A 26,280-nucleotide genomic window follows, 5' to 3' on the forward strand; every position below is an offset into this window, starting at 1 on the left:
CTTTGTCGATTAACGAGTGCGATTTCTCCTTACGTCGAAATGACAAAAAGCACGATTAATTAATGGCTTTTAAATTATAAACTTTGCGCCTTAGCGCCTTTGCGTAATTCAAAACAAAAGAAACTTTATTTACAGGCATAAAAAAACCTTGGCGCTAACCAAGGTTTTATATTTTTTAAATCTATTCAGCTATTTTAGCTCCTCTTCATTGTCTGATGAAAGGCGGCAGCAATTGACTGCATACTTCTCCAAAACCAATACGTACCTCGTTGCTTTCGCAGAAGCCTCTGAAAATAACCGTATCATTGTCTTCAATAAACTTACGTTCACTTCCGTCTTTTAATTTCAACGGATTTTGTCCTCCCCAGGTGAGTTCTAACATAGAACCAAAACTGTCAGGAGTCGGGCCTGAAATAGTTCCGGAACCCATCATATCACCAGAATTGATGCGACAGCCGTTTGAAGTGTGATGCGCCAATTGCTGGCTCATCGACCAGTATAAATATTTAAAATTTGATTTAGACACGATAGTTTCTTCTGCATCCTCAGGTTTTATGGAAACTTCTAAATGAATATCAAAAGCTTTTTTTCCTTTCGTCTGTAAATAAGGAAGCGGTGACGGATCTTGTTTCGGGCCTTTCGTTCTAAAAGGTTCCAAAGCATCCATAGTCACAATCCATGGAGAAATTGAGGTAGCGAAGTTTTTGGCTAAGAACGGTCCAAGAGGCACATATTCCCATTTCTGGATATCGCGCGCGCTCCAGTCATTCAGTAAAACCATTCCGAAAATATAATCTTCGGCTTCGTAAGTAGGGATATTTTCTCCCATTATGTTCACATCAGTGGTAATGAAAGCAGTTTCCAGTTCAAAATCAACTAATCTTGAAGGACCGAAAACAGGGTATTTTTCACCTGCAGGCAAAGTTTGTCCCATTGGGCGGTGTACCGGAATTCCGGACGGAACGATAGTAGAACTTCTTCCGTGGTATCCTACCGGAATATGTAACCAGTTTGGTAATAAGGCATTTTCGGGATCGCGGAACATTTTTCCAACGTTCGTAGCATGCTCTTTACTGGAGTAAAAATCAGTATAATCACCAATTAAGACAGGTAATTGCATTTCAACATCTTCGATTTTGAAAATGACAATATCGCGGTCTTTTGTTGAATCTCTAAGTTGTGGATTGGTTGCATCGAAAATATCAGCGATACGATTTCGGACTAATCGCCATGTTTTTTTTCCATCGGAAATAAAATCATTAAGCGTGTCCTGCATGAACATATCATCTGTTAGATCTATTCCTGCGAAATAATTTAATTGTTGTAAAGCTCCTAAATCTATAGCGTAATCGCCAATTCGTGTCCCTACGGTAACGACATTTTCTTTGGTAAGAAATACACCGAAAGGAATATTCTGAATAGGGAAATCACTATTTTCCGGTACTTCTAACCATGATTTTCTTTTGGTATCGTTGGCGGTTATTGGCATGTGAATGTTAATTATTTGTTGAAAAATTCTATGTCAAATATATCATAATCTAACAGTTTGACAAACGTTTTTTTGTATTTTTGCAGGAAATTAACGAAAAACGAAAAAATGCAACGCGACGAACAAATTTTTGACCTTATACTAGAGGAACAAGACAGACAAATTCACGGACTAGAACTTATCGCTTCTGAGAATTTTGTAAGTGATGAAGTAATGGAAGCAGCTGGTTCTGTTTTAACTAATAAATATGCTGAGGGATATCCTGGCAAAAGATACTACGGCGGTTGCGAAGTAGTTGACGTTATCGAGCAAATTGCAATTGACAGAGCCAAAGAATTATTTGGTGCTGAGTATGCAAACGTACAGCCTCACTCAGGTTCTCAGGCCAATACAGCAGTTTACCATGCTTGTTTAAACCCTGGTGATACTATTTTAGGTTTCGATTTATCTCACGGTGGTCACTTAACTCACGGTTCGCCGGTAAACTTTTCAGGTCGTTTATACAAACCGGTTTTTTATGGTGTAGATGCTGAAACAGGTCGTTTGGATTATGATAAAATTCAGGAAATTGCTACTAAAGAGCAGCCAAAATTAATTATCGCAGGAGCTTCGGCTTATTCCCGTGATATGGATTTTGAGCGTTTCAGAGTAATTGCTGACAGTGTAGGAGCCATCTTGTTTGCTGATATTTCTCACCCTGCAGGTCTTATTGCAAAAGGATTAATGAATGATCCAATTCCACATTGTCATATTGTTTCTACTACAACACATAAAACATTACGCGGACCTCGTGGAGGTTTGATCTTAATGGGGAAAGATTTCGAAAATCCACAAGGATTGAAAACGCCAAAAGGAGAAATAAGAATGATGTCTTCTTTATTAGACTTAGCTGTTTTTCCTGGAAATCAAGGTGGTCCATTAATGCATATTATCGCTGCTAAAGCCGTAGCTTTTGGTGAAGCCCTTAAAGATGAATTCTTTACTTATGCAATGCAATTGCAGAAAAATGCAAATGCCATGGCAGATGCTTTTGTAAAAAGAGGATACAACATTATCTCTGGCGGAACGGATAACCACATGATGCTTATTGACTTAAGAAATAAAAATATTTCAGGTAAAGAAGCAGAGAATGCATTAGTAAAAGCAGAAATTACAGTAAATAAAAACATGGTTCCATTTGATGATAAATCACCATTTGTAACTTCAGGAATCCGTGTTGGAACTGCGGCAATCACGACTCGTGGTTTAGTAGAAGAAGATATGGAAACTATCGTAGCCTTAATCGATAAAGTATTGGCGGATCACACCAACGAGGCACTTATCGAAGAAGTAGCCAACGAAGTAAATGAAATGATGAGCGAAAGACCAATTTTCGTATATTAATATAGTTTCAGGTTTAAGGTTTCAAGTTTAAAGTTTTGTAATGCGGAGAAAAACGTAGAACAGAACTTTAAACTTTTTTCGTTCCTAAAGGAACCTGAAACAAAGAAAACCTGAAACCTGAAACAAAAGAAACAAAAGACTATGGGCGTACTAAGATTACAATTGCCAACCGACCCAAGATGGGTCAATATTGTAGAAAAAAACATTGAGGAAATCCTGACGGATCACGCCTGGTGCGAGCAAAAAGCAGCGACAAACGCGATTACGATTATTACCAATAACTCTGAACATCAGGATTTGGTTAAAGATTTACTGGCTCTGGCCAAAGAAGAAATCGATCATTTTGAGCAGGTTCATAATATAATCATCAAAAGAGGACTAAAATTAGGACGGGAGCGCAAAGACGATTATGTAAATGAATTGTACTTGTACATGAAAAAAAGCGGGGACGGAAGCCGTGTTTCCGGACTGGTAGAAAGACTCTTGTTTTCCGCAATGATCGAAGCCAGAAGCTGCGAACGTTTTAAAGTATTATCGGAGAATATCCAGGACGAAGAGTTAGCTGTTTTTTACAGAGAACTGATGGAAAGCGAAGCAGGTCATTACACCACTTTCATTACCTACGCCAGAAAATACGGAGTCGGCATTGACGTTGAAAAACGCTGGAGAGAATGGCTGGCCTACGAAGAATCGATTATAAGCAATTACGGAAAAGGAGAGACGATTCACGGGTAGTTTTTTTAGTTTTCAGTCTCGGTCTCAGTCTCAGTCTCGGTATTCAGTCTCAGTATTCAGTCTCAGTATTCAGTCTCAGTATTCAGTCTTGGTCTCAGTTTTTACGTTTGTCACGTTGAGCGAAGTCGAAACGCGTTCCTATTTTAAAGTTTAGTTTTCGGTCTCAGTCTCAGTCTCGGTCTCAGTATGCACTTCCTATAATTCCTTAATACTGCGACTGCATACTGTGACTACTACCTCCGTGTTATCCGCATCCAAATAATCACAAAGTTTTGGCAATCTAAAATCTAAATCTAAAATCAACAATCTAAAATTGTATATTTGAGAGTAACGAAAACTGAAAGCCATGAGAATAGAAACAGATCTGAAATTAGGATTTAAAGATGTAATGATTCGACCAAAAAGATCGACGCTAAAAAGCAGGTCTGAAGTCTCTTTAGAACGGAATTTTAAGTTTCTGCACAGTACTACAAACTGGACGGGAATTCCGATTATGGCTGCCAATATGGATACCGTCGGGACTTTCGAAATGGCGGAAGTTTTAGCCAAAGAAAAACTTTTTACAGCCATTCATAAACATTATTCATTAGAAGAATGGAATAATTTCCTGAAGAAAGTAACACCGGATTTTTACAATTATATTGCCATTAGTACCGGAACAGGAAAAGAAGATTTTGCTAAAATCGGTGAGGTTATAACAGCAAATCCGTTGTTGAAATTTATTTGTATCGATGTGGCCAATGGATATTCAGAGCATTTTGTTCAGTTTTTAAAACAAACCCGTAAACAATATCCGGACAAAGTGATTATTGCCGGAAATGTGGTGACCGGCGAAATGGTGGAGGAACTATTATTAGCCGGAGCAGATATTGTAAAAGTAGGAATCGGACCCGGTTCTGTCTGCACCACACGTGTAAAAACCGGTGTTGGGTATCCGCAGCTTTCAGCCATTATCGAGTGTGCCGATGCAGCGCACGGTTTGGGCGGGCATATTATCAGTGATGGCGGCTGCAGCACGCCCGGAGATGTGGCCAAAGCTTTTGGCGCCGGATCTGATTTTGTAATGTTGGGCGGTATGTTAGCCGGACATTCCGAAAGTGGAGGAGAATTAATTGAAATTAACGGTGAGAAATTCAAACAATTCTACGGAATGAGCTCGACAACCGCAATGGACAAACATGTCGGCGGCGTGGCAGAATACAGGGCAAGTGAAGGAAAAACAGTTCAGGTGCCGTATAAAGGAAAAGTTATTAATACAGTTTTAGATATTTTAGGAGGATTGCGAAGCGCTTGTACTTATGTTGGTGCTTCACGTTTAAAAGAACTTACTAAACGCACAACTTTCATCCGCGTAAGCGAACAGGAAAATCAGGTTTTTACTAAATAATAAAAAGCATTAAATACAATATGATTACAATTTCAGAAGCAGCCCTTAGTGATATTAAGCAAATTCAAAATATAGTTGATATTACATGGCCCATTACGTATGGCAAAATTCTATCAAAAGAACAATTAGAGTATATGTTAGATCTTTTTTATTCTAATGAGGCGCTAACACTTCAATACAATAAAAAAGAGCAATTATTTTATATGATTTATGAAGATGAGACTAATTTAGGTTTTATCGGAATAGAACATAATTATAATGGAGAAACAGTAACCAAAATTCATAAAATATATCTGTTACCTGAAACTCAAGGAAAAGGAATTGGTAAAAAAGTTATTGATGAAATTGGAAAATTAGCTTCAGATAACAATTCCACAGCATTAGTTTTAAATGTAAACCGGTTTAATTCTGCTTTGGGCTTTTATAAAAAAATAGGTTTTGAAATTGTTAATGAAGTGAACATCGACATAGGAAACGGTTATTTGATGGAAGATTATGTGATGGAGAAACAATTGTGAATTAAATAAGACTTGCCTAATTGTTTTTATTTAGGCAAAAAACTTTAAATTATAATCTCGCTAAGCCGCAAAATCGCAAAGTTTGTACTTACTTTTTTAACCTGGCGTCTTTGCGCCTTTGCGTGAATTTTATATTAAAACTAAATAATTAAAGTTATAATCCCTTCCAAGTCATGAAATTACAGCATTTTTAGATTTGATTCGAATAATACGAGGTTGTCATTCTAATCAATGCACAACAACATCATGTTTAAACAGCAGTCCTTTTACCTCCTTCAATGCAAAAACCGCTTTCTTCAATTTGGTTTTAGAAGGATCAATCGTGTAGTTGAAACTGGTTTTAAAATCAGCTTTATTGGCAATCGCTTTATCAAATTCAGCACGGTATAAATCGCAATTGTCAAAAAGAACGCTTGTCAGATCCGTGGCCATAAAATCTACCGCAATTAAACTGCAATTCGTAAAAGTAGTTCCTTTTATCTTTAAAGTGTAAAACTTCGAAAAGTCTAAAATGCAGTCATAAAAATGAACTTCAAAAATCAGTTTGTCGCACATCGCAAAATTAACTTCCTTAATTTCACAACGGTTAAAAGTAGCCGTCCTGAAAGCAACGTAATTGATTTTGGCCTCATTGAAAATGCAGTCATTAAAGATGCAGTCGATAAAGGTAACGGCTAAAAAAGTACAGGCAGAAAAGTTGCAATTATTGAAAATACAGCATTCAAAATCCTTGAAATTGACATCGTCTCTGCCATAAATTATGGTATCGTATTCTTTATCAAGGAAATATTCGGATTGTTTTTTCAATGCTTTCTAATCGTTATTTGAGAGTGAAAAGATAATAATTACGTTGCTATCTGAGGCATTTCGTCTTATTATTTTTAAAAGGTAAATGAATTTATAAGAATTTAACCGTGAATAATTTAATATTTAAATTTTAATGTCCTTTTAGTCATAATAAATTCATAATAATAAATTATTGTGATTTGTATTCTGAACTCAATTCTTATTTTTGTTATATATACATATATTAATATGAAATTACTAATAGTCGAAGACGAACCAAATCTCTTATCCATTTTACGGAAGGGATTTGCTGAAAATAATAATGAAGTAAGCGTTGCGCTTGACGGCAGAACCGCTATGGAAATGATTCATAATTATACGTTCGATGTTGTGATTTTAGATGTAATGCTGCCGGATATCAACGGAATTGAAATCTGCAGAAGGTTGAGGGCCAGTAAGAATTTTGTTCCGATTTTGCTTTTAACGGCACTTGGGACTTCAGAAAATATTGTAACAGGCCTCAATGCCGGAGCCGATGATTATTTAATAAAACCCTTTAAGTTTGGAGAACTCGATGCGAGGGTAAATGCCTTAAACAGAAGAGCCAATCAGGACACAGAAAAGATAGATACCATCATTATCAGTGACCTGGAAATAAACGGAAGGGCCAAAACCGTAAAAAGAGAGGGTGAATCGATTGTTTTAACCGCCAAAGAATTTAAATTACTCTACTATCTGGCCAAAAATAGTGGGAGAATTGTATCCAGAGACCAGATTTTAGATAATGTCTGGGATATAAATTTCGATATGAATACCAATGTAGTGGACGTTTATATCAATTATTTAAGAAAAAAAATAGACAAACCTTTTGCAACCAAGCTTATTCACACTATGAAAGGTTTAGGTTATGTGATACAGCCTTAATTATGGATATAAGAAAAAAAATTACCGTTACTTACGTCGCGCTTTCTACTTTTAGTACATTATTATTGTGTATTGTCGTTTTTGTGTTGTTTCGGGAAAATAACCGGTATTATTTCTTAAAACGATTAGAAGACAGGGCCAAGATTGTAGCGTCTATTCATTTTCAGAAAGATCCCGAAAAAATCAAATATTACAGCAACCTTAAAAAGAATGGCCTGGAAGAACTGATCGAGGAAGAAGAATTTGTGCTTCGCATCAACAGTGCCAACAGTTTTGATTACAATACCAACCTTAATCTGCCGAATAATTTTTATACCAATGTGTTAAAAACGGGAAGGGATTTTTTTGAAATTGATAATAAGTATTACCTGGGGCAGGTCTTTACCGAAAACCATCAAAAATATATCGTCATTGTCGGTGCACGGGACAGAAAGGGGACCACAACAACCATTTATATTGTAAAAATCATGCTTTTTGGCGGGATTGCCTTTGTCTTTTTGGCGTTCTTTTTAGGGCGTTTTCTGGCAAAACGTGTCATCAATCCGGTGGCAAGAATTACAAAGGAAGTCAACAGGATTAGTGCTTCCAATCTTCACAACAGGCTTCCTGAAGTCAAAAATTCAGATGAAATCTCCGATCTTACGGAAACGTTTAACGATATGCTGGACCGTCTGGAAACTTCGTTTGAAATACAGGCGAACTTTATCAATAACGCTTCCCATGAGTTAAAAACGCCTATTACGACTATTATTGCAGAGTCCGAGATTATGCTGCTGAAAGAAAGGGAAGTACCGGAATACATCCAGTCTCTGGAAAACATTTACAGTCAGGCATCTCGATTAGGAAACCTGACCGAAAGTCTGCTCAAACTGACACAAACCGGTTATGACGGAAAAAAACAGGTGCTCGATATTGCCCGAATTGACGAATTATTGATGGATGTAAAGTCAGATTTGGATAAAATTTATCCGGATAACCGCGTGAGTATTAAACTTAATTTTGCACCAAAAGATTCTAATTTATTATTGATTCCGTGTAACAAGCCTCTTTTGGAACTGGCAATCAATAATATTATTACCAATGGCGTAAAATACTCCGATAATAATGAGGTTTTTGTATCGCTTTCCGCTACTAACGAATGGATTAAAATCGCAATCAATGATATCGGAATCGGAATTCCGCCGGAAGATATTCCACACCTGTACGAACCTTTTTTCAGGGGGAAGATTGCTGCCAAATACATAGGCTATGGTTTGGGACTTCCCTTGGCTTCTAAGATTATCCGCATGCACGACGGAGAAATACAGGTACAGTCGGAACAAAACAAAGGGACTATTGTGACCATTATTTTTAAGAAAGACAACACCAGAAAAGCCAACATTAAAAAATCTAATGTTGAATCTTAGGAAATTCTAATTTTAAATTAAGACCCTTCTAACTTGCGGGGAGTTATTTTGTAGGTATAAACTAAAGAAGTATACTTATGAAAAATTTCCTTATACCCACTACTTTAAAAGAAGATACAATCAGTGCTGTTAAATCAGCGGTGACTCAGGCAAAAAACACCAATTGTGAAATCGTCTTAATGATGACTTCAGAAGCTCCTGATTCTTTTTCATCCTCGCAGTTTTTGCGTGAAATGAGAGTTGGCCTGACTGCAAGCCAGGAAGAAGTCCTGGAAACCTGTCGCTACATTATCGAACATACGGCCAACTGCAAAATAAAAGTACACAACCAATATGGACTTTCATCACCGGTTTTCAAAGGAATCATTGACGCTTTTGATGTAAAACTGGTCATTCTGACTCCTTCTTATAAACAGGAAACGAAACGCATTCATCAGTACTTGGTAAAATTAGCCGGAAATCAGAGATGCCCAATTTTACATTTAGGAACAGAAGCGTTCAGGGACGATTTCAATAAAGCGCTTTATATCGAAAACAGTAATGCGAATATGCATGTTAAAGATGTTCAGCAGTTTCTGAGCCAGAATTTCTCTTATGAAATCGTAAGCCAGACTGCTAATTTTGACGATAACTACGAACAATTTGCCCCTTATTTATCAGAAGCAATATCAAAGTACGACATTGATTTGCTGGTGGAAACACGCAAAGGCGAAAAAATCAAATTTAAAAAATCCAAAAAAGAAACTGTCAACGATAAGCTTGGACTTCCGGTGTTGTCATTGTATGAAATGGTCTGATAACCCATTTCCTAAAAAGAAAATAAGTTTAATTTAAAACCGAAAATATGTTATTAAAGAAAAGAATTCCAATGAAGTACGTTCTCGGAAAAATTAAAGTAGAATTAGGCCTGGTGCTGGCTTACACAATTTTGTTTGAAATTTTCCACAATTATTTTATAAACCTTCCCGTAGATATTCCAATTGCAATACCAACAATGATTGGTACTATTATATCCTTGTTATTAGCGTTTAAGTCCAATCAGGCCTATGACAGATGGTGGGAAGCCCGTATTGTCTGGGGTGCTATTGTAAACGATTCCAGAACGTTGATCCGTCAGGTACTGACTTTTTATAAAGATCCTGATTTTTCTGTGGAAGCAAGCGAGTTCAAAGAAAATTTCGCGAAAAGACAAATTGCCTGGTGTTATAGTTTAGGTCAGGCATTACGAAACAGAGATGCCATCACACCGATTGAAGGATTAATCAGTGAAGAAGAATTGCGTTTTGTAAAAAATCATCAAAACATACCGAATGCCATTTTAATGCTTCACGCCAAAGATCTTCGAAATGCTAAAAATACGAAACACATCAACATGTACCAGCAGGTAGAAATTGATAATACTTTGTCGAGATTATGTGATGCCATGGGGAAATGTGAGCGTATTAAAAACACTATTTTTCCAACAACCTACAGTATGTACATCAGATTGACCTTGTGTTTGTTTATTTTGCTATTGCCTTTCGGATTAATCAGTGTATTGAGCTGGTTTGCTATTCCATTGATTACCGCTATTGCCGGAGCTTTCTTTTTAATCGAGAGGATGGCGATTCACTTGCAGGATCCTTTCGAAAACAGGCCTACAGATACACCGGTAACGGCTATTTCGAACACGATTGAAAAAAACATCATGCAGATGCTAAACGAATATCAAAGCGAATTTGATATCATCAAAGAATTTAATCTTAGTGCAGAACCGGCAAAAGTAGACAAGAATACCTACTATGTTTTATAATTAATGTTAGTCAATTTTAATTGTTGGCCAGACAATGCATGTATTTGTGTTGTCTGGTTTTTTATTTGCTATAATTCCTGCAAGGTTTTTTTAACCTTGTAGGGGTGACATTATATTCAAAACCTATAGAGTAGATTAATTTTATGAATTTGTTTGTCACGAATTGCACAAATTTTCACGAATTATTTCATCGTACTGATTTGTGAAAATTCGTGCAATTCGTGGCAGCCTTTTTTAATACGAATGAAGCAACCTGCCTAAAGTCTGAATTGATTGTCGTAATTCATTGGTCCACGGCAAACCAAAACTCAGCCGCATGCAATTCGAGAACTGATCCTGAAAAGAAAAAATCCTTCCCGGGGCAATACTAATATGATGCTTCATCGCGAGATGGTAAAAATCGGCGGTATCTATTTTTTTATCCAGTTCTATCCAAAGAAAAAATCCGCCCTGCGGCTGACTCACTTTAGTTCCGGCGGGAAAAGATTCCAGAACTGTATTGATATAATTATTGCAGTTATGATTCAGAATCTGACGAATTTTTCGAAGATGGTTCTCATAGCGCCCGTTTTTAAGAAAATCGCCTACAACCTCATGTGTGATGGTCGGAGAGGACAGTGTATGGTAAATTTTATTTCTCAGGATTTCCTTTTTAAATTTCCCCGGCGAGACCCATCCCACGCGATAGCCCGGAGCCAGTGTTTTAGATACCGAACTGCAGCAAAGCACAATACCGCTTTCGTCATACGTTTTGCAATTGGTCGGGCGGCTGGAACCAAAATACAAATCACCGTGAATATCGTCTTCAATTAGAGGAACATTATAAAATTCCATCAATCGTACAATCTCTTTTTTGTGCTCCACAGGCATCATGCTTCCGGAAGGATTGCTGAAATTGCTCATAAGCACACAGGCCTTTACTTTTTTGGCAGCAATGGCTTTTTTTACGGCATCCAGTTCTATTCCTGTGGTCATATTGGTCGGCAGTTCCATGATATACAAGCCCAATGATTTTGACAATTGCAGCAGGCCGAAATAAGCAGGACTTTCGATAATGATGGTATCTCCCGGTTTAGTCAGCGTCATGAGGCAGTGCGAAATAGCACTGGTACAGCCCGGCGTTGTAATAATATCCTCTTCGGTAAGCGATCCGCCCCAGGTAAAAGACCATCTGGCGATTTCGCGTCTCAGATTCGGATTGCCCTGTACTTCTTCATAACTGGTTCCGCTATTGGGCAGGGAACGCATCGCCTGAATCATTCCTTTGTTTAATTTCGCAATAGGAAGAAGTTCATTCGAAGGAAATCCCAAAGAAAGCATCGTGATATTTTTATCGGTCATGTTGCCGTAAACCTGATCGATTAAATCCTCGCGGTCAATATTCAGGCATTTTGAAACCGGACTGCTTGAACTCGGTTCCGCAATTACTCTTGCAGAAGTATTACTTACATAATACCCGGATTGCGGTCTGGACTCAATCAGGGAACGGCTTTCGACTTCGTAATAAGCCTTACTCACCGTGCTCATGCTGTAACCCGTTTCCGAACAGACTTCCCGAATAGAAGGCAGTTTGTCTCCAACATTCAGGACACCCGATTTGATCTGCTTTTCAATTCGGTCCGCAAACTGAAGATATAAGTAATTTGAATTTTTCATAAAAGAAACTGTTATGGTGCAATTTACAAAAACTGTATCTGTATTGCTGTATTATTTTTATGAAATTTGCTTCATCAGAAAAATTAACCAAAAACAAACCCCGTGAAAACAACAAAATATTATTTAGCTGCGATTACTGCTTACACCATTTGGGGATTTTTTAGCCTCGTGCTAAAACCGATCCATGAATACCCTTCTTTAGATATTTTGTTCAACCGCGTTTTTAGCTGTGCTATTCTGATGTTAGTGATTGCTTTTACCTTTAAGAGAAAAAGTATCAGGGAAACAGTTGAGATTTTTAAAAACTTATCAAAAGCAGAAAAAAGAAAAACCCTGTTGTTAAATTTTGGAGGCAGCTTCTTTTTAATGGCCAATTGGTTTACGTTTATTTATGTCATGAATCATGTGAGCGTTAAAGCAACCTCCCTGGCCTATTTGGTATGTCCGATCTTAACCACTTTGCTTGCGTATTTTCTTTTGCACGAAAAGCTGTCAAAAACACAGTGGGTTTCAGTCGGTCTAAGCGTTTCAGGCTGCTTGCTTTTATCCTACACCAATATTATGGATATGGTTTTCAGTATTGTCATTGGATTGACGTATGCCGCCTATTTGGTAAGCCAGCGTGTAAATAAAGGGTTTGATAAATTTATTATACTCACGTTTCACATTACGTTGGCAGGACTGGTTTTGTTGCCTTTTTATCCGGTTTACAGCGGACCGGTACCAACAGAATTTAAGTTTTATTTTTGTATAGAAACCATTGCCGTACTTTTTACGATCTTCCCTTTGTTTCTGAATTTATACGCTCTTTCAGGACTTAATTCTTCAACGGTCGGAATGCTTTTAAATATCAATCCGATGATTGCTTTTGCGCTGGCGGCCTTTGTTTTTAACGAACAAATCGGGACGTTACAGATTGTGGCATACAGCATTATTTTCATTGCCGTTCTGGTGTTTAATTCGCATCATCTTTTTGCCCTGAGGGAAAAATATTTGCCCGCGACTAAAAACACATAAGTCCGAAGCGATAAAATTACCAGAATCTTAACAGCATATTAAAACAGGAATGATTATTTTTCATTGCTGTTTTTTTTGTTTTTACGAAAAGGCAGTTGCAATTTAATTTCCAAATAGCTCAATATTATTTTATGAAAAATACGAAACTACAAGCCTTTATTCCTTTGTTTTATCTGGTATGGTCCGATGATCTTCTGACACAGAAAGAGTTTGCGACTTTACAGGAATTTATTACATCGCTTACTTTTCTTTCAGCGGAAGAACAGCAATATTTGGTTTCCAAAGTTGATATTTCGAATCCGCCTTCCCGAAACGAACTCGCCGAATGGAAAGGGGATATAGAGAAAAGCATTAAAGATAAATCTTCCATAAAATCTGTTTTTGATATCGCAGTGGCACTTTCCGATACCCATCTGGATATTTCGACATTAAAATCTGATTTTACAAAACTCGAAAATGATCTGGGTGTTTTAGGCGAGGAGGTCATTCAGAATTTCAAAGCAAAAGCGGAATCCTTTACGGCCAGTTCCCAGGCCAACAGTACTTTTGACATTCAGAAAATCACCGAACTTTTAGACGGTAAAGAAGCCGCAATTATCAAAAAGGTAAAATCGGTTATTTCAAGACCGGAGTTCGCTTACGAAACTTCAACAGACATCAAAGTGTATCGCGAAACAGTATACAACTGGTGTAAAATTCTCGCTGCTGAAAATCTCGGAAATATGGCGTACCCAAAACAATATGGAGGAGGAGAAAACATAGCCGATTATTTTGCTATTATGGAAACCCTGAGTTACCACGATCTCAGTCTGGTAATCAAATTTGGAGTTCAGTTTGGACTTTGGGGAATGAGCGTTCAGTCATTAGGAACAGAGAAACATTACGCCAAATATTTAAAAGATATTGGTTCATTGAAGCTTCCGGGCTGTTTTGCCATGACCGAAACACATCACGGGTCCAATGTAAAAGGGCTTGAAACTACGGCAACTTATAATCACAGCAATCAGACTTTTACGATTCATACGCCCAATAAAAATGCGCAAAAAGAATACATTGGTAACGCAGCCGTTCACGGACAAATGGCCACTGTTTTCGCCAAACTGATTATTGACGGTCATGATTACGGTGTAAATGCTTTTGTAGTCCCTTTGCGCGATACAAATGGCAATACGTTACCAGGAATTACCATTGGCGATTGCGGCCACAAAATGGGATTAAACGGTGTAGATAACGGAACCATTAGTTTCGATCAGGTGGAGATTCCAAAAGAGAACATGCTGGACCGTTTTGCTTCCGTAAACGATAAAGGCGAATTTGAAAGCCCGATTCCGAGCGACAACAGACGTTTCTTTACCATGTTGGGAACCTTGGTAGGAGGCAGAATCGGAATTCCGCGGTCGGCTCTGGCAGCAGCTAAATCAGGACTTACAATTGCTATTCGCTACAGCGATCAGCGCAGACAATTTGGTCCCGAAGGCGGTTCTGAAGTACCCATTTTAAATTACCGCATGCACCAGCGCCGATTATTGCCGCACTTAGCGAAAACCTACGCGGTACATTTTGCCTTACAATACCTGACAAACCGTTTTCTGAACAGAACCGAATCGGAAATGCAGGAAATCGAAGCTCTGGCGGCCGGAATGAAATCCTATTCGACCTGGAGTACGAGGGATATTTTGCAGGAATGCCGCGAAGCTATCGGAGGAAAAGGATATTTGTCTGAAAACCGGATTGATGCTTTAAAAAACGATACGGAAATCTATACCACTTTTGAAGGAGACAATACCGTGTTGATGCAATTGGTAGCTAAAAACCGCTTATCTGAATTTAGAAAAGCCTTTGGTGAAATGGGTTCTTTGGGAATCATCAATTATGTGTATGAAAATGCAAAAACGGCTATCGCTGAGAAAAACCCAATAGCTACACGCAAAACTGATGACGAACATCTGCTTGATTCCGAATTTCATTTGCAGGCATTTATTCATAGGGAAAAAACAATTTTAGCATCGGCAGCACGACGTATCAAAAAACTGGTCGATGGCGGTTTAGAGCCTTATGATGCTTTTAATGTGGTACAACATCAGATGATTGATGTCGCTCAGGCTTATTTAGAAAGAATTGTGTTAGAGCAATTCCAGGCAGCAATAAAAACTGTTGAAGATGAAAATTCAAAAGTAATACTGACCAAATTATATCAATTATATGCGCTTTCTCAAATAGAAAAAAACAAAGGCTGGTATCTCGAAGACGGTTACATGGAAGCCGTGAAAACCAAAGCCATCCGTAAAATGGTCAATCAGCTTTGTTGGGATATTCGTCCGGATGCCGTATCATTGGTGAATGCTTTTGATATTCCGGAAAGTTGTCTGGCAGCGCCTATTGCTGTTGATTAGGGATATGGAGTTATGAGTTAAGAGTTATGAGTTAAGAGTTATGAGTTAAGAGTTATGAGTTAAGAGTTATGAGTTAGAAGTTAAGAGTAAAGAAGATAGATTTTTTTAAGAGCTTTGTTGAAGTTTTAAACTTTGACAGAGCTTTTTTTTTACTCCAAAGTTTGTCATTTCGACGAAGGAGAAATTACACTAGAAACTACGCAAAGAAAGTTGCCAATCTTTGTCGAATTACGAGTGTGATTTACTTCGTTTGTTCACTGCCTCTCGAGTCTCCTTCGTCGAAATGACACCAAATAAAAAAAATCTGCAAACCCGAGCGATAGCGAACAGGCGAAGCAATCTGCCAAATCTGCGTGAAATAAATTTCTATAACATTATAATATCTGGCAAAAAAAAACTTTAATGAACTTACATCACTTATATGGTGAATAATTCCTGTTACCAGCTTCCTTTTAAACCTTCTTTTAAGGCAGCATTGTATTTTTCCAGATCGAAACTATACAAATCAGGTGATTTGTGTGCACCGCCTTTACGCGATTCTTCCAGTTTTGTGAGGATATCGTAACGCAGGATTTTTCGGTAGAAATTTCCACGGTTTAATTTTTTTCCTAAAATGGCCTCGTATAATTTTTGAAGCTCCGGCATCGTAAACTTTTCCGGAAGCAGGTTATAACCAATCGGGTGATTGTTTAGTTGTTCCCGAAGTGTAAGCAGGGCTTTGTCAAAAATAGTTCTGTGATCCATCATAAAATCGGGCAGTTCGGTAATAGATTTCCATTCGCAGGCAGTAGAATACTGATCGATAACTAATTTCACATTCGTATATTCCGCCAAAGCATAGTACCCGATGGAAACAAAACGCTGTTTGTTCCAAAGGGAGTCATCATATTCCTCAAAAGCACTTTCAGAACGATTTAGATTTCCGAAAGTATAAAATTGCTGCAGGTAGATATTTTCAGTTCCGGTCCTGTCTTTCAGGATACGTATCGCGGCATCATCTACATTTTCGTCTTTTCTGACATAGCCGCCGGGAAGTCCCCAACGCTCCTGATCTTTCATTTTTATAGTCAACACCTGAAGCGTCGTTTCGTGAAAACTGAAAATAACGCAGTCTATAGAAAGCGTCGGAATATATTTATTCCAGGACTCTTCGGATTGCTGTTCAAGTATTTTTTTGAATTCCATGGGAAAGAAGTATTTCCAAATTTAGTTTTTTGAAAGCTACAAATCAAGTTGCTTAAGTTTTTTCTGATAAAATGATTAGTGTGATGAAAAAAGATGCTCACGCTGTTTCTTTATTTGTCTGCTTTTTCTCTTCCTGTTTTTTGTGATTTAAAATTAGCTTTTCTGTTAATTTAAATATTTTACGCAAACGAAATAGTCTTTTTTGGACTTCATTTTGATAAATCATTTATAGATTGCATTTTTAAGTTTTATGGAATTTTTTAGCTTCTATTGATTTGATAATTAAAATTATACAAGATTTATTTGTTGAAATGAGAAATTGTAATTAATATTGCTTCATAATGAAGCAATGATTTTTTTAATTCTTAAAAAGATTGAAAGAAAAGCTGAAATGAAAACAGACTTTTAAACTAATCTATCTACCATGAAATACAAAATTATAAAAACAGCGAGAGTATCGCTTTTGACAGCGTTGGTGATTTCTAATGTATCTTTTACCACCGTTCCGGATGATGGAAACGAACCGCCACTACTGACCATTAAAGGTTTTACGTTTAAAGATTTCAATAAAAACGGAAAATTAGACCTGTGGGAAGATACCCGACTTTCTGTCAATACAAGAATTGACGCGATCATAAAAGAAATGACCAATGCAGAAAAGGCAGAACTGCTTATTGGAACCGGAATGCCGGGAATAGAAGTACTTACAGGTCCTATTGGAGATTCTAAAAAAGGGTTGGTTCCGGGAGCTGCCGGCGGAACTGCTGCTTTTGAGCGTTTCGGAATTCCAGCCACAGTTGTTGCCGATGGCCCAGCGGGTTTAAGAATTCAGCCAACCAGAGATAATGATACAAAAACCTATTATGCAACGGCATTTCCGGTTGGAACGGCTTTGGCTTCGACCTGGAATAAAGCGCTTTTGGAAGAAGTTGGAAAAGCAATGGGTAATGAGGTAAAAGAATATGGTGTTGACGTTTTATTGGCACCAGCTTTAAACATCCACAGAAATCCTTTAAACGGGAGAAACTTCGAATATTATTCTGAAGATCCACTGATTTCAGGAAAAACGGCAGCAGCAATCGTAAACGGAATTCAGTCGCAGGGCGTGGGAACTTCGATTAAACACTTTGCGGTTAATAATGAAGAAACCAACCGTTTAACAATTAATGCGCATGTATCTGAAAGAGCGATTCGGGAATTGTACTTAAAAGGTTTTGAGATCACAGTTAAAGAATCGCAGCCGTGGACTGTAATGTCATCTTACAATAAACTTAACGGCGAATATACTTCTGCCAGAAAAGATTTACTGACGGAAGTTTTAAGAAACGAATGGGGTTTTAAGGGTATTGTAATGACAGACTGGTTTGGCGGTTTTCCGGGATTTGAAAGTATAAGAGATGGTTCAAATTCTGAAGTCGTAAAACAAATGATTGCCGGAAACGATCTTTTGATGCCAGGAATTCCGGTACAGAAAAAGGCATTATTAGAAGCCTTAAATTCAGGAAAACTTTCTCAGGAAGTGGCAAATACAAATGCAAAAAGAATTTTAGAATATATTTTCCGTACCCCAACTTTTGCAAAATACAAATACAGCGATAAACCTAATTTAACAAAAAATGCCGAGGTAACCAGAAATGCAGCGGCTGAGGGAATAGTTTTGCTTAAAAACACCAATAGTGCATTACCTTTTGCCGACAAACAAAAAGAAGTTGCTGTATTTGGCGTTACGTCTTATGCGTGGATTACAGGCGGAACCGGAAGCGGTAGCGTAAATAACAAACACACGGTTTCCCTTTTAGAAGGTTTAAATGCTGCAGGTTACAAATTAGATAAGGAATTAGTTGATTTGTATAAACCATATGCTGATAAAGAAGTACTTGCTGAAAAGGAAAGAAGAAAAGAAAAAGGAGTTATGGCTTTGCCTCAAAGACTTCCTGAATTGAAATTGGATGATGCTTTTATTGCTAAAAAAGCGGCAGGTTCTGAAATTGCATTCGTGACTTTAGGAAGAAACTCTGGAGAGTTTAACGACAGAGTTGTTGATAATGACTTTAATCTGGCCACAGAAGAACTTGAAATGCTGGACAAAATTGCAAATGTTTTTCATGCCAAAGGAAAAAAAGTGGTGGTGATCTTAAATATCGGCGGAGTAATCGAAACAGCATCGTGGAAAGATAAAGCAGATGCTATTTTATTAGCCTGGCAGCCGGGACAGGAAGGCGGACATTCTGTTGCAGATGTCGTTTCAGGGAAAATAAATCCGTCGGGAAAACTGACGATGACTTTTCCGGTGAAATATACTGATACGCCTTCAGCCAAAAACTTTCCGGGAATTCCTGTTGATAATCCAAAAGAAGTGACTTATGAAGAGGGAGTTTATGTGGGATACCGCTATTTTAGTACTTTTAATGTAAAACCATCGTATGAATTCGGCTATGGAAATTCATATACAACTTTTGATTATTCGAATGTAAAAGTAAGTGCTCCGGTTTTTAAAGATAAGCTCACAATTTCGATAACTGTAAAAAATACCGGAAAAACATCCGGAAAAGAAGTCGTTCAGGTGTATCTTTCTGCTCCTTCAAAGTTTATTGACAAACCAAAAGAAGAATTGAAAGCTTTTGGCAAAACCAAAGAATTAAAACCGGGCGAAAGCCAAACGCTGACTTTTACTTTGGCTCCAAAAGATCTGGCCTCATTTGTAGAAACCAAAAGCGCCTGGATTGCTGAAGCCGGAACCTATAAAGTTTTGGTTGGTGCTTCTTCCTTAAATATCAAACAAACAGCGGAATTCTCCGTTGCAGATGAAATTACGGTTGAAAAAGTAAAGAAAGCTTTTGAATTAGACCATAAATTCACAGAATTGAAACCGTAAGTAACAGACGATTTTAATTTTAAAAACGATCGTTCCGTTTATAAGTTTCCTTTGAATTTTATAAATGGAACGATTTTTTTAAACCATGGTCTTATTGAAGTAATTTGACTTTTCGAAATCCTGAATATTAATCGAAATAACCGGAACTTCAGGAAGAATCGAAGCCAGTTTGGTGACAATTACTTTGGAAAGATTCCCTTTCTGATCGTCATTGCGGCCTTCCATAATATAGGCGAAAACATGAATAAAATCATCCAGCGTGTTTCCGTTATTATAAAAAGCAAAAGGATTGATGCGGACTTTTATTTCCGATTCAGTAAAAATCCCCGTCGATAAAGCCGAATTAAAAACTTCCTGCATTATTTCGTCAGCAGATTTTAAACGGATTACATTTTCAGAACAATCAATAATAAAATGTGGCATTGGTATGGATTTTAAAGTGTGGAAATTTTCATTCAGACAAAATTAAGGAAAGATTATTCGCATTTGACGAAAATGGTTTTTATAAATCATTTTTATACCATCACTTTCTTATATTTGTAATTCTGTTTTATCTTTTAGTAGTTTGAAAAATTATTTTCTGTTTGTTGTAACCCTTCTTTTTTGCTTTCCTGTTTACGCATCGGATAGTACCGCTACTATTTTGAAAAAGCTTAATGATGCTTTGCGAAACAAACAATATTATGTTAAAATAAAAGAAGAAAGAATTCTGAATTTCAAGAAAATTAAGTCGGATGCTTTTACAAAAGAACAGGAATACAATTACAATAAAACCTTATATACCGAATATCAAAAATTCAATTCCGATTCGGCTATTTTTTATGTAAAGAAGAACCTGGTAATTGCGGCGGCACTTCAAAATAAAGATTTATCGGATCTGGCAGAGTTACAATTAGCCAACCTCTATTCCTCTTCAGGAAAATACCGGGAATCTGAAGCTATTCTGAAAAGCATCAACAAGAAGACCTTAAACAAATCATTATTGCCCAACTATTATGTAGTGTACAGGGAGTTTTTCGAACATTATAATGCCAACAGCACGAGCCCAAAATACATTGAACAAATCGGGAAATACAGAGATTCTCTCTTAGGCGTTCTCAATCCGGAATCACTGAATTTTAAAATCAGCCTGATTCAGAAAAACATTTTTGACAGAAAGTTTGCCGTGGCCGAAAAGCAATTGACCGTTTTATTAAAAAACACCAAAGAAGAAGATTCGCAATATGCCATGATTACGTATCTTTTTGGCAGTATTTACGAAACAACGCACCAATTAGAATTACGAAAAAAATATTATGCACTTTCTTCTACGGCTGATATCAAAAATGCCATAAAAGACAATGCATCCCTTCAGGAACTGGCTTTGGTTTTTTATGAAATAGGCGATGTAGACATGGCCTATAAGCTGACGCAATCCGCTATTGAGGATGCCCTTTATTGCAATGTACAGTTTCGTACACTTTTGATGTCAGAAGTATATTCGATCATCAATACTGTTTATTTAGAGAAAGAAGCAAAAAGAAAAACAGAACTGCAGCTTTATCTTTTATGCATTAGTTTACTGTCTTTATTCCTTATTGTTGCTGTTATCTATGTGTACAAGCAAATGAAGAAAGTATCCAGAATTCGGGGGGAACTTTACAAAACCAGCCAAAAATTAGCCGAATTAAACAAAGACATTAGCGAAACCAACAGTCAGCTGCAGGAACGAAACGCGCAATTGTCGGAATCCAATCATATTAAGGAAGAATATATTGCGCATTTTTTCAGCCTTTGTTCAGCTTACATCAACAAATTAGAAAATTACCGTATTATTCTGAATAAAAAAGCCACAGCCAGACAATTTGATGAGATTTATAAAATGTTGAAATCGACAACATTGGTTGATAATGAGCTTGAGGAATTGTATAAAAATTTTGATATTATCTTTCTGAACCTTTATCCGACCTTTGTAAAAGATTTTAATGACCTGCTCATAAAAGAAGAACAAATCGTTTTAAAACAGGGAGAATTGCTCAACACCGAACTTAGGATTTTTGCACTGATCCGCCTTGGAATTACCGACAGTGTAAAAATTGCGGCCTTTCTCCGGTACTCTTTAAGCACTATTTATAATTACCGTACAAGAGCCCGGAATAAAGCCGCAGTTTCGCGAAATGATTTCGAGGAAATGGTCATTAAAATAGGTTTAATCTCCTTGAAAGTATAGCGATTTATTTTAAAATCACTACTTTTTTTTACTTCTAAATTTAATTAAACAATTGATTTGTAATGGTTTGATTTTTTAAACTACTACTTTTTTTCGTTTAAAAATATAACATGTACGATAACGTTTTAGCTTTACAATATTATTATAAGGTACTTTTGACTAAAAGAGTGCCCCGCCAAAAATAAATGCTTTAATAAATTAATAGTTATGTTTAAAAACGTTAAAACAGTTGTTGTTTTAGTTTTATTAAGTTCATTCGGACTGAATGCACAAAATAAAGTTCCTGTCTATCTGGATGATAAAAAGCCAATCAATGAACGTGTAGAAGATGCACTTTCTAAAATGACTGTGGAGGAAAAAATCGCCATGATTCATGCACAATCAAAATTTAGTTCACCGGGTGTTCCGCGTTTGGGAATTCCGGAAAACTGGATGACCGACGGGCCACACGGAATTCGTACCGAAGTTTTATGGGACGAATGGGAGCAGGCAGGCTGGACAAATGATTCCTGTATTGCCTTTCCTGCACTGACAGCACTTGCTGCCACCTGGAATAAAGAATTGTCTTCCTTATATGGTAAATCGATAGGGGAAGAAGCACGTTTTCGTAATAAAAATGTACTGTTAGGACCCGGAGTTAATATTTACAGAACGCCGCTCAACGGTCGTAACTTCGAATATATGGGAGAAGATCCTTTCCTGACTTCAAAAATGGTCGTTCCTTACATTAAAGGAGTCCAGTCTAACGGAGTAGCCGCCTGTGTCAAACATTTTGCCTTAAACAATCAGGAAACGAACCGTAATAGTGTAAACGTAATCGTTGATGACCGTGCCTTATATGAAATTTATTTACCGGCTTTTAAAGCGGCTGTTCAGGAAGGTGATGCCTGGGCCATCATGGGATCGTATAACAAATACAAAGGACAGCACTGCTGCCATAATGAGTTTTTACTGAATGATATTCTTCGTGGGGAATGGGGTTTCAAAGGAGTAGTGATCTCAGACTGGGGCGGGGTGCATGATACCAAACAAGCCATTTATAATGGACTGGATATGGAATTCGGTTCCTGGACTAACGGACTTACGTGGGGAACCAGCAACGCTTATGACAACTATTATTTAGCAAAACCCTATTCAACTATGATTGCTAAAGGTGAAGTAGGAACGAAAGAATTAGACGATAAAGTACGCCGTATTCTGCGTTTGTCATTTTTAACAACCATGAATAAAGAAAGACCTTTCGGATCTTTCGGTACAAAAGAACATGCCGATGCAGGTTTGAAAATTGCCGAAGAAGGAATTGTTTTATTGCAAAATAACAATAACATCCTGCCAATCAATCTTTCCAAAACGAAAAAGATTGCAGTTATAGGAGAAAACGCGATTAAAATGATGACCGTTGGCGGAGGAAGTTCTTCCCTAAAAGCCAGATACGAAATTACGCCGCTGGAAGGACTAAAGAAAAGAATCGGAAATCAGGCTGAAATTGTGTACGCCCGCGGTTACGTTGGAGATCCGACCAGTAATTATAACGGAGTTGTTGCCAAAGTAAGTTTAGAAGAAAAGCGTTCTCCGGCCGAATTGACTGCAGAAGCTTTAAAAGTAGCAAAAGACGCTGATGTTGTCCTTTTTATCGGAGGTTTGAATAAAGCTCCAAATCAGGATGACGAAGGTCACGATCGTAAAGGATTAGAACTTTCGTATGGTCAGGATAAATTAATTTCGGAGTTAGTTAAAGTCAATAAAAATGTAGTTTTTGTAAACATTTCAGGAAATGCCGTGGCTATGCCATGGATAAAAGAAGTTCCCGGAATTGTTCAGGGATGGTTTTTAGGAACTGAGGCAGGAAACGCTTTGGCTGCTGTTTTGGTTGGAGATGTGAATCCATCCGGAAAACTGACTTTTACTTTCCCGGTAAAATTAACGGATAACGGAGCACATGCCCTGGGAGAATTCCCCGGTGGAGAAGAAGTAACGTACAAAGAAAGCATTTTTGTAGGATACCGTTGGGCTGACAAACAAAAGGCCAAACCATTATTCGCTTTCGGACACGGTTTAAGCTACACGACTTTTGAGTACGGAAAAGTAACGGCTGATAAAAAACAAATGACTGCCGGAGATCAGATTACATTTTCTGTTAAAGTTAAAAATACCGGAACAAGAGAAGGATCAGAAGTGGTTCAGCTTTATATCAGTGATTTAAAATCTTCCCTGCCTCGCCCAATAAAAGAATTAAAAGGGTTTGAGAAAGTTTCGCTTAAAGCGGGAGAAGAAAAAACAGTCACTTTTACAGTAGACAAAACCGCATTGAGCTATTTCGATGATAAAAAACACGACTGGGTGGCAGAACCGGGTGCGTTTGAAGCTCTAATTGGTGCTTCTGCAGTTGATATAAAATCTAAAGTGGGATTCTCACTTCAATAATTTTCATTAATTTCTAAACTTGGTTGGTTTGTAAAGCTGCAATGGTAAAACTTGCAGCTTTATTTTTAGTCTTTTAAAAAAAAAAAATCATGAATAAAATTGTACTAAGCCTAATAGCTTTATTTTTTGCGCAAAACATTTCGGCGCAAAGCCTGAATAAAATGCAGTGGTTTAATGAACCTGAGAAATGGGAAATTAAAAACAATGCATTGATTATGAATGTTACCGCAAACAGTGACTACTGGCGTATTTCGCATTACGGATTCACCGTTGATGATGCTCCGTTTTATTATGCCACTTACGGTGGGGAATTCGAAGCCAAAGTAAAATTAACCGGAAACTATATTGCCCGTTTTGACCAGATGGGACTGATGATTCGGGTAGATGAAAAAAACTATATCAAAACCGGAGTTGAATTTGTAGATGGAAAGTTCAATATCAGTACCGTGGTAACGCATGACAAAAGCGACTGGAGCGTCACAACATTAGAAAAAGCACCGCCTTTTGTATGGATAAAAGTAGTGCGACGATTAGATGCAATCGAAGTATTCTTCTCTTACGATGATAAAACCTATATCCTGACCAGAAATGCACCGTTACAGGATAATACGCCTGTTATGGTAGGTTTAATGGCCGCATCTCCGGACGGAAAAGGTTTTGAGGCCAAATTTGAAAATTTCAAAGTAACGCATTTACCGGATCAGCGCAGAGTAGAATGGCTTAAAAATCACCAGGAATAATTAGATAATAGACAATTAGATAATTAGACAATTAGATAGTTAGACAATTAGATAGTTAGACAATTAGATAATTAAGACAATTAGATAATTATCTGGATTTAACACAAAGCTCTGCAGAGTGGTATGCATTTTTCATTGCGATCTTCGCGTAAAACCTTGCGAACTTTGCGGTTAAAAATCCGCTAACAATTAAGAACTAACCATTAACCATTTTTATGAGTTCAATTTCATCAGCTATAAAACCAAAAAAACATTATGAAATTCTGGATGGTTTGCGTGGGGTAGCAGCGATTTTAGTTGTTGCTTTTCACATTTTCGAAGCTTTCTCGGGAGGAAACCGTTTTGTGCAAATTATCAATCACGGCTATCTGGCTGTGGATTTCTTTTTTCTCTTATCCGGATTTGTTGTCGCTTATGCGTATGATGACCGTTGGGGGAAAATGACCCAATGGGAATTTTACAAACGAAGGTTAATCCGTTTACAGCCCATGGTAATTATGGGAATGATCATTGGAGCACTCTTTTATTATTTTCAGGCTTCGGATATTTTATTTCCGATGATTGCCGGAATGGAAGTTTGGAAAGTGATCCTAACCATGATTATTGGCTTTACGTTACTTCCGGTTCCGCCGTCAATGGAAATCAGGGGCTGGGGAGAAATGCATCCTTTAAATGGTCCGGCCTGGTCACTTTTTTTTGAATATATCGCTAATATTCTGTACGCGCTGATTTTTCGCAAATTTTCAAATAAAGTGCTTTCTGTATTTGTTTTACTATTTGCAGGAATGGTAATTAATTACACCGTTTTTGGGCCAAAAGGGGATGTCATCGGCGGCTGGTCCTTAAACCTGGAACAAATGAATGTTGGTTTTACCCGTCTGTTATATCCGTTTTTTGCCGGAATATTACTTTCCCGTCTGGGGAAACTTATCCATATAAAAGGCGCTTTTTGGATCTGCAGTTTAATGATCACGGTCATTCTGGCCCTGCCAAGATTTGGAGATGAAAGCAGTTTATGGATGAACGGTATCTACGAATCCCTTTGTATTATTGTATTGTTTCCTTTAATTGTTTCTATTGGGGCAGGAGGAAAAATAAAAAATCCATTCTCCTTAAAAATCTGTAAAGTTTTAGGTGATATTTCTTATCCGATTTACATTACCCATTATCCGCTTATTTACTGGTATACTGCCTGGGTGGTAGACAATAAAGTTTCGATACAGGATGGATATTTGTTAGGAATCGGGGTTTTGATTGCCAGTATCATAATAGCTTATTTATGTTTGAAATTATACGATGAACCGGTTCGGAACTGGCTTCAGAAAAGGTTTCAGAAAAGGCTCAAAGAGGCATAGGTTCAG

Annotated in this window: 20 protein-coding genes; 15 read left to right on the forward strand and 5 right to left on the reverse strand. The window is 37.5% G+C overall.

What is annotated here, in order from left to right; translation table 11 throughout:
* Positions 1–205 precede the first annotated feature (205 nt).
* Entirely contained in the window at positions 206–1,489 is a 1,284-nt protein-coding gene (fahA, locus tag LPB89_RS05545; protein ID WP_230700767.1) for a fumarylacetoacetase, read from the reverse strand.
* 108 nt (positions 1,490–1,597) lie between these two features.
* On the opposite strand from fahA, the gene glyA reads away from it, so the two are divergent.
* From glyA to LPB89_RS05565, 4 genes are all read left to right on the forward strand, one after another.
* The gene (gene glyA, locus LPB89_RS05550; protein WP_127337453.1) at positions 1,598–2,872 is read left to right on the forward strand and encodes a serine hydroxymethyltransferase; all 1,275 of its coding nucleotides are present in this window, start codon (positions 1,598–1,600) and stop codon (positions 2,870–2,872) included.
* 141 nt (positions 2,873–3,013) lie between these two features.
* Positions 3,014–3,607, forward strand: coding sequence for a tRNA-(ms[2]io[6]A)-hydroxylase (locus LPB89_RS05555; protein WP_007810758.1), 594 nt, complete (start codon positions 3,014–3,016; stop codon positions 3,605–3,607).
* Between the two features lie 346 nt (positions 3,608–3,953).
* The gene (locus LPB89_RS05560; RefSeq protein WP_230700769.1) at positions 3,954–4,994 is read left to right on the forward strand and encodes a GMP reductase; all 1,041 of its coding nucleotides are present in this window, start codon (positions 3,954–3,956) and stop codon (positions 4,992–4,994) included.
* A 20-nt stretch (positions 4,995–5,014) separates the two neighbouring features.
* Complete coding sequence (locus LPB89_RS05565; RefSeq protein ID WP_230700771.1) at positions 5,015–5,512, forward strand: GNAT family N-acetyltransferase; 498 nt, start codon at positions 5,015–5,017, stop codon at positions 5,510–5,512.
* A 228-nt stretch (positions 5,513–5,740) separates the two neighbouring features.
* Here LPB89_RS05565 and LPB89_RS05570 read toward each other — a convergent pair whose 3' ends face one another.
* Positions 5,741–6,319 carry a pentapeptide repeat-containing protein gene (locus LPB89_RS05570; protein WP_230700773.1) on the reverse strand — a complete coding sequence of 193 codons (579 nt, stop codon included), beginning with the start codon at positions 6,317–6,319 and terminating at the stop codon, positions 5,741–5,743.
* 228 nt (positions 6,320–6,547) lie between these two features.
* On the opposite strand from LPB89_RS05570, the gene LPB89_RS05575 reads away from it, so the two are divergent.
* The 4 genes from LPB89_RS05575 (at position 6,548) to LPB89_RS05590 (ending at position 10,420) form a co-directional block, all read left to right on the forward strand.
* Positions 6,548–7,222, forward strand: a complete 675-nt coding sequence (locus LPB89_RS05575) for a response regulator transcription factor (RefSeq protein ID WP_230700776.1) — start codon at positions 6,548–6,550, stop codon at positions 7,220–7,222.
* Between the two features lie 2 nt (positions 7,223–7,224).
* Positions 7,225–8,628 (forward strand): HAMP domain-containing sensor histidine kinase, encoded by a 1,404-nt coding sequence (locus tag LPB89_RS05580; RefSeq protein WP_230700777.1) that lies wholly within the window; start codon positions 7,225–7,227, stop codon positions 8,626–8,628.
* Between the two features lie 77 nt (positions 8,629–8,705).
* Positions 8,706–9,425, forward strand: coding sequence for a hypothetical protein (locus LPB89_RS05585; RefSeq protein WP_230700779.1), 720 nt, complete (start codon positions 8,706–8,708; stop codon positions 9,423–9,425).
* 47 nt (positions 9,426–9,472) lie between these two features.
* The gene (locus tag LPB89_RS05590; protein WP_127337446.1) at positions 9,473–10,420 is read left to right on the forward strand and encodes a bestrophin family protein; all 948 of its coding nucleotides are present in this window, start codon (positions 9,473–9,475) and stop codon (positions 10,418–10,420) included.
* Positions 10,421–10,654: 234 nt separating this feature from the next.
* Here the strand turns inward: LPB89_RS05590 and LPB89_RS05595 are convergent, their stop codons facing one another.
* Complete coding sequence (locus LPB89_RS05595) at positions 10,655–12,076, reverse strand: PLP-dependent aminotransferase family protein (RefSeq protein ID WP_230700781.1); 1,422 nt, start codon at positions 12,074–12,076, stop codon at positions 10,655–10,657.
* 102 nt (positions 12,077–12,178) lie between these two features.
* Here LPB89_RS05595 and LPB89_RS05600 point away from each other — a divergent pair, with 102 nt between their 5' ends.
* The gene (locus LPB89_RS05600) at positions 12,179–13,093 is read left to right on the forward strand and encodes an EamA family transporter (protein WP_230700782.1); all 915 of its coding nucleotides are present in this window, start codon (positions 12,179–12,181) and stop codon (positions 13,091–13,093) included.
* Between the two features lie 131 nt (positions 13,094–13,224).
* Positions 13,225–15,486, forward strand: coding sequence for an acyl-CoA dehydrogenase (locus LPB89_RS05605; RefSeq protein WP_230700784.1), 2,262 nt, complete (start codon positions 13,225–13,227; stop codon positions 15,484–15,486).
* 438 nt (positions 15,487–15,924) lie between these two features.
* On the opposite strand, the gene LPB89_RS05610 is transcribed toward LPB89_RS05605, so the two are convergent.
* A complete protein-coding gene (locus LPB89_RS05610) occupies positions 15,925–16,671 on the reverse strand; it encodes an NUDIX domain-containing protein (protein WP_230700786.1) in 747 nt (248 codons plus the stop codon).
* A 424-nt stretch (positions 16,672–17,095) separates the two neighbouring features.
* Here LPB89_RS05610 and LPB89_RS05615 point away from each other — a divergent pair, with 424 nt between their 5' ends.
* Positions 17,096–19,546 (forward strand): glycoside hydrolase family 3 N-terminal domain-containing protein, encoded by a 2,451-nt coding sequence (locus tag LPB89_RS05615; RefSeq protein ID WP_230700788.1) that lies wholly within the window; start codon positions 17,096–17,098, stop codon positions 19,544–19,546.
* A gap of 78 nt (positions 19,547–19,624) precedes the next feature.
* Here LPB89_RS05615 and LPB89_RS05620 read toward each other — a convergent pair whose 3' ends face one another.
* On the reverse strand, positions 19,625–19,969 hold the full coding sequence (locus LPB89_RS05620; RefSeq protein WP_230700789.1) for a 5-carboxymethyl-2-hydroxymuconate Delta-isomerase: 345 nt from the start codon (positions 19,967–19,969) through the stop codon (positions 19,625–19,627).
* Between the two features lie 142 nt (positions 19,970–20,111).
* Here LPB89_RS05620 and LPB89_RS05625 point away from each other — a divergent pair, with 142 nt between their 5' ends.
* The 4 genes from LPB89_RS05625 to LPB89_RS05640 all read left to right on the forward strand — a co-directional run bounded on the left by LPB89_RS05625 (position 20,112) and on the right by LPB89_RS05640 (position 26,274).
* Complete coding sequence (locus tag LPB89_RS05625; RefSeq protein WP_230700791.1) at positions 20,112–21,755, forward strand: DUF6377 domain-containing protein; 1,644 nt, start codon at positions 20,112–20,114, stop codon at positions 21,753–21,755.
* A gap of 207 nt (positions 21,756–21,962) precedes the next feature.
* On the forward strand, positions 21,963–24,179 hold the full coding sequence (locus LPB89_RS05630; RefSeq protein ID WP_230700792.1) for a glycoside hydrolase family 3 C-terminal domain-containing protein: 2,217 nt from the start codon (positions 21,963–21,965) through the stop codon (positions 24,177–24,179).
* 89 nt (positions 24,180–24,268) lie between these two features.
* Positions 24,269–24,919 carry a DUF1349 domain-containing protein gene (locus tag LPB89_RS05635; protein ID WP_230700793.1) on the forward strand — a complete coding sequence of 217 codons (651 nt, stop codon included), beginning with the start codon at positions 24,269–24,271 and terminating at the stop codon, positions 24,917–24,919.
* Positions 24,920–25,134: 215 nt separating this feature from the next.
* Entirely contained in the window at positions 25,135–26,274 is a 1,140-nt protein-coding gene (locus LPB89_RS05640; protein WP_230700794.1) for an acyltransferase, read from the forward strand.
* Positions 26,275–26,280 lie beyond the last annotated feature (6 nt).

This window comes from Flavobacterium sp. ENC (assembly GCF_020991415.1).
Taxonomy (GTDB): domain Bacteria; phylum Bacteroidota; class Bacteroidia; order Flavobacteriales; family Flavobacteriaceae; genus Flavobacterium.

What these genes read in the sequence shown, in the direction of transcription:
- fahA (WP_230700767.1), bottom strand. Translation starts at nt 1,489, where the DNA reads ATGCCAATAACCGCCAACGATACCAAAAGAAAATCATGGTTAGAAGTA.
- glyA (WP_127337453.1), top strand. Translation starts at nt 1,598, where the DNA reads ATGCAACGCGACGAACAAATTTTTGACCTTATACTAGAGGAACAAGAC.
- LPB89_RS05555 (WP_007810758.1), top strand. Translation starts at nt 3,014, where the DNA reads ATGGGCGTACTAAGATTACAATTGCCAACCGACCCAAGATGGGTCAAT.
- LPB89_RS05560 (WP_230700769.1), top strand. Translation starts at nt 3,954, where the DNA reads ATGAGAATAGAAACAGATCTGAAATTAGGATTTAAAGATGTAATGATT.
- LPB89_RS05565 (WP_230700771.1), top strand. Translation starts at nt 5,015, where the DNA reads ATGATTACAATTTCAGAAGCAGCCCTTAGTGATATTAAGCAAATTCAA.
- LPB89_RS05575 (WP_230700776.1), top strand. Translation starts at nt 6,548, where the DNA reads ATGAAATTACTAATAGTCGAAGACGAACCAAATCTCTTATCCATTTTA.
- LPB89_RS05580 (WP_230700777.1), top strand. Translation starts at nt 7,225, where the DNA reads ATGGATATAAGAAAAAAAATTACCGTTACTTACGTCGCGCTTTCTACT.
- LPB89_RS05585 (WP_230700779.1), top strand. Translation starts at nt 8,706, where the DNA reads ATGAAAAATTTCCTTATACCCACTACTTTAAAAGAAGATACAATCAGT.
- LPB89_RS05590 (WP_127337446.1), top strand. Translation starts at nt 9,473, where the DNA reads ATGTTATTAAAGAAAAGAATTCCAATGAAGTACGTTCTCGGAAAAATT.
- LPB89_RS05595 (WP_230700781.1), bottom strand. Translation starts at nt 12,076, where the DNA reads ATGAAAAATTCAAATTACTTATATCTTCAGTTTGCGGACCGAATTGAA.
- LPB89_RS05605 (WP_230700784.1), top strand. Translation starts at nt 13,225, where the DNA reads ATGAAAAATACGAAACTACAAGCCTTTATTCCTTTGTTTTATCTGGTA.
- LPB89_RS05610 (WP_230700786.1), bottom strand. Translation starts at nt 16,671, where the DNA reads ATGGAATTCAAAAAAATACTTGAACAGCAATCCGAAGAGTCCTGGAAT.
- LPB89_RS05615 (WP_230700788.1), top strand. Translation starts at nt 17,096, where the DNA reads ATGAAATACAAAATTATAAAAACAGCGAGAGTATCGCTTTTGACAGCG.
- LPB89_RS05620 (WP_230700789.1), bottom strand. Translation starts at nt 19,969, where the DNA reads ATGCCACATTTTATTATTGATTGTTCTGAAAATGTAATCCGTTTAAAA.
- LPB89_RS05630 (WP_230700792.1), top strand. Translation starts at nt 21,963, where the DNA reads ATGTTTAAAAACGTTAAAACAGTTGTTGTTTTAGTTTTATTAAGTTCA.
- LPB89_RS05635 (WP_230700793.1), top strand. Translation starts at nt 24,269, where the DNA reads ATGAATAAAATTGTACTAAGCCTAATAGCTTTATTTTTTGCGCAAAAC.
- LPB89_RS05640 (WP_230700794.1), top strand. Translation starts at nt 25,135, where the DNA reads ATGAGTTCAATTTCATCAGCTATAAAACCAAAAAAACATTATGAAATT.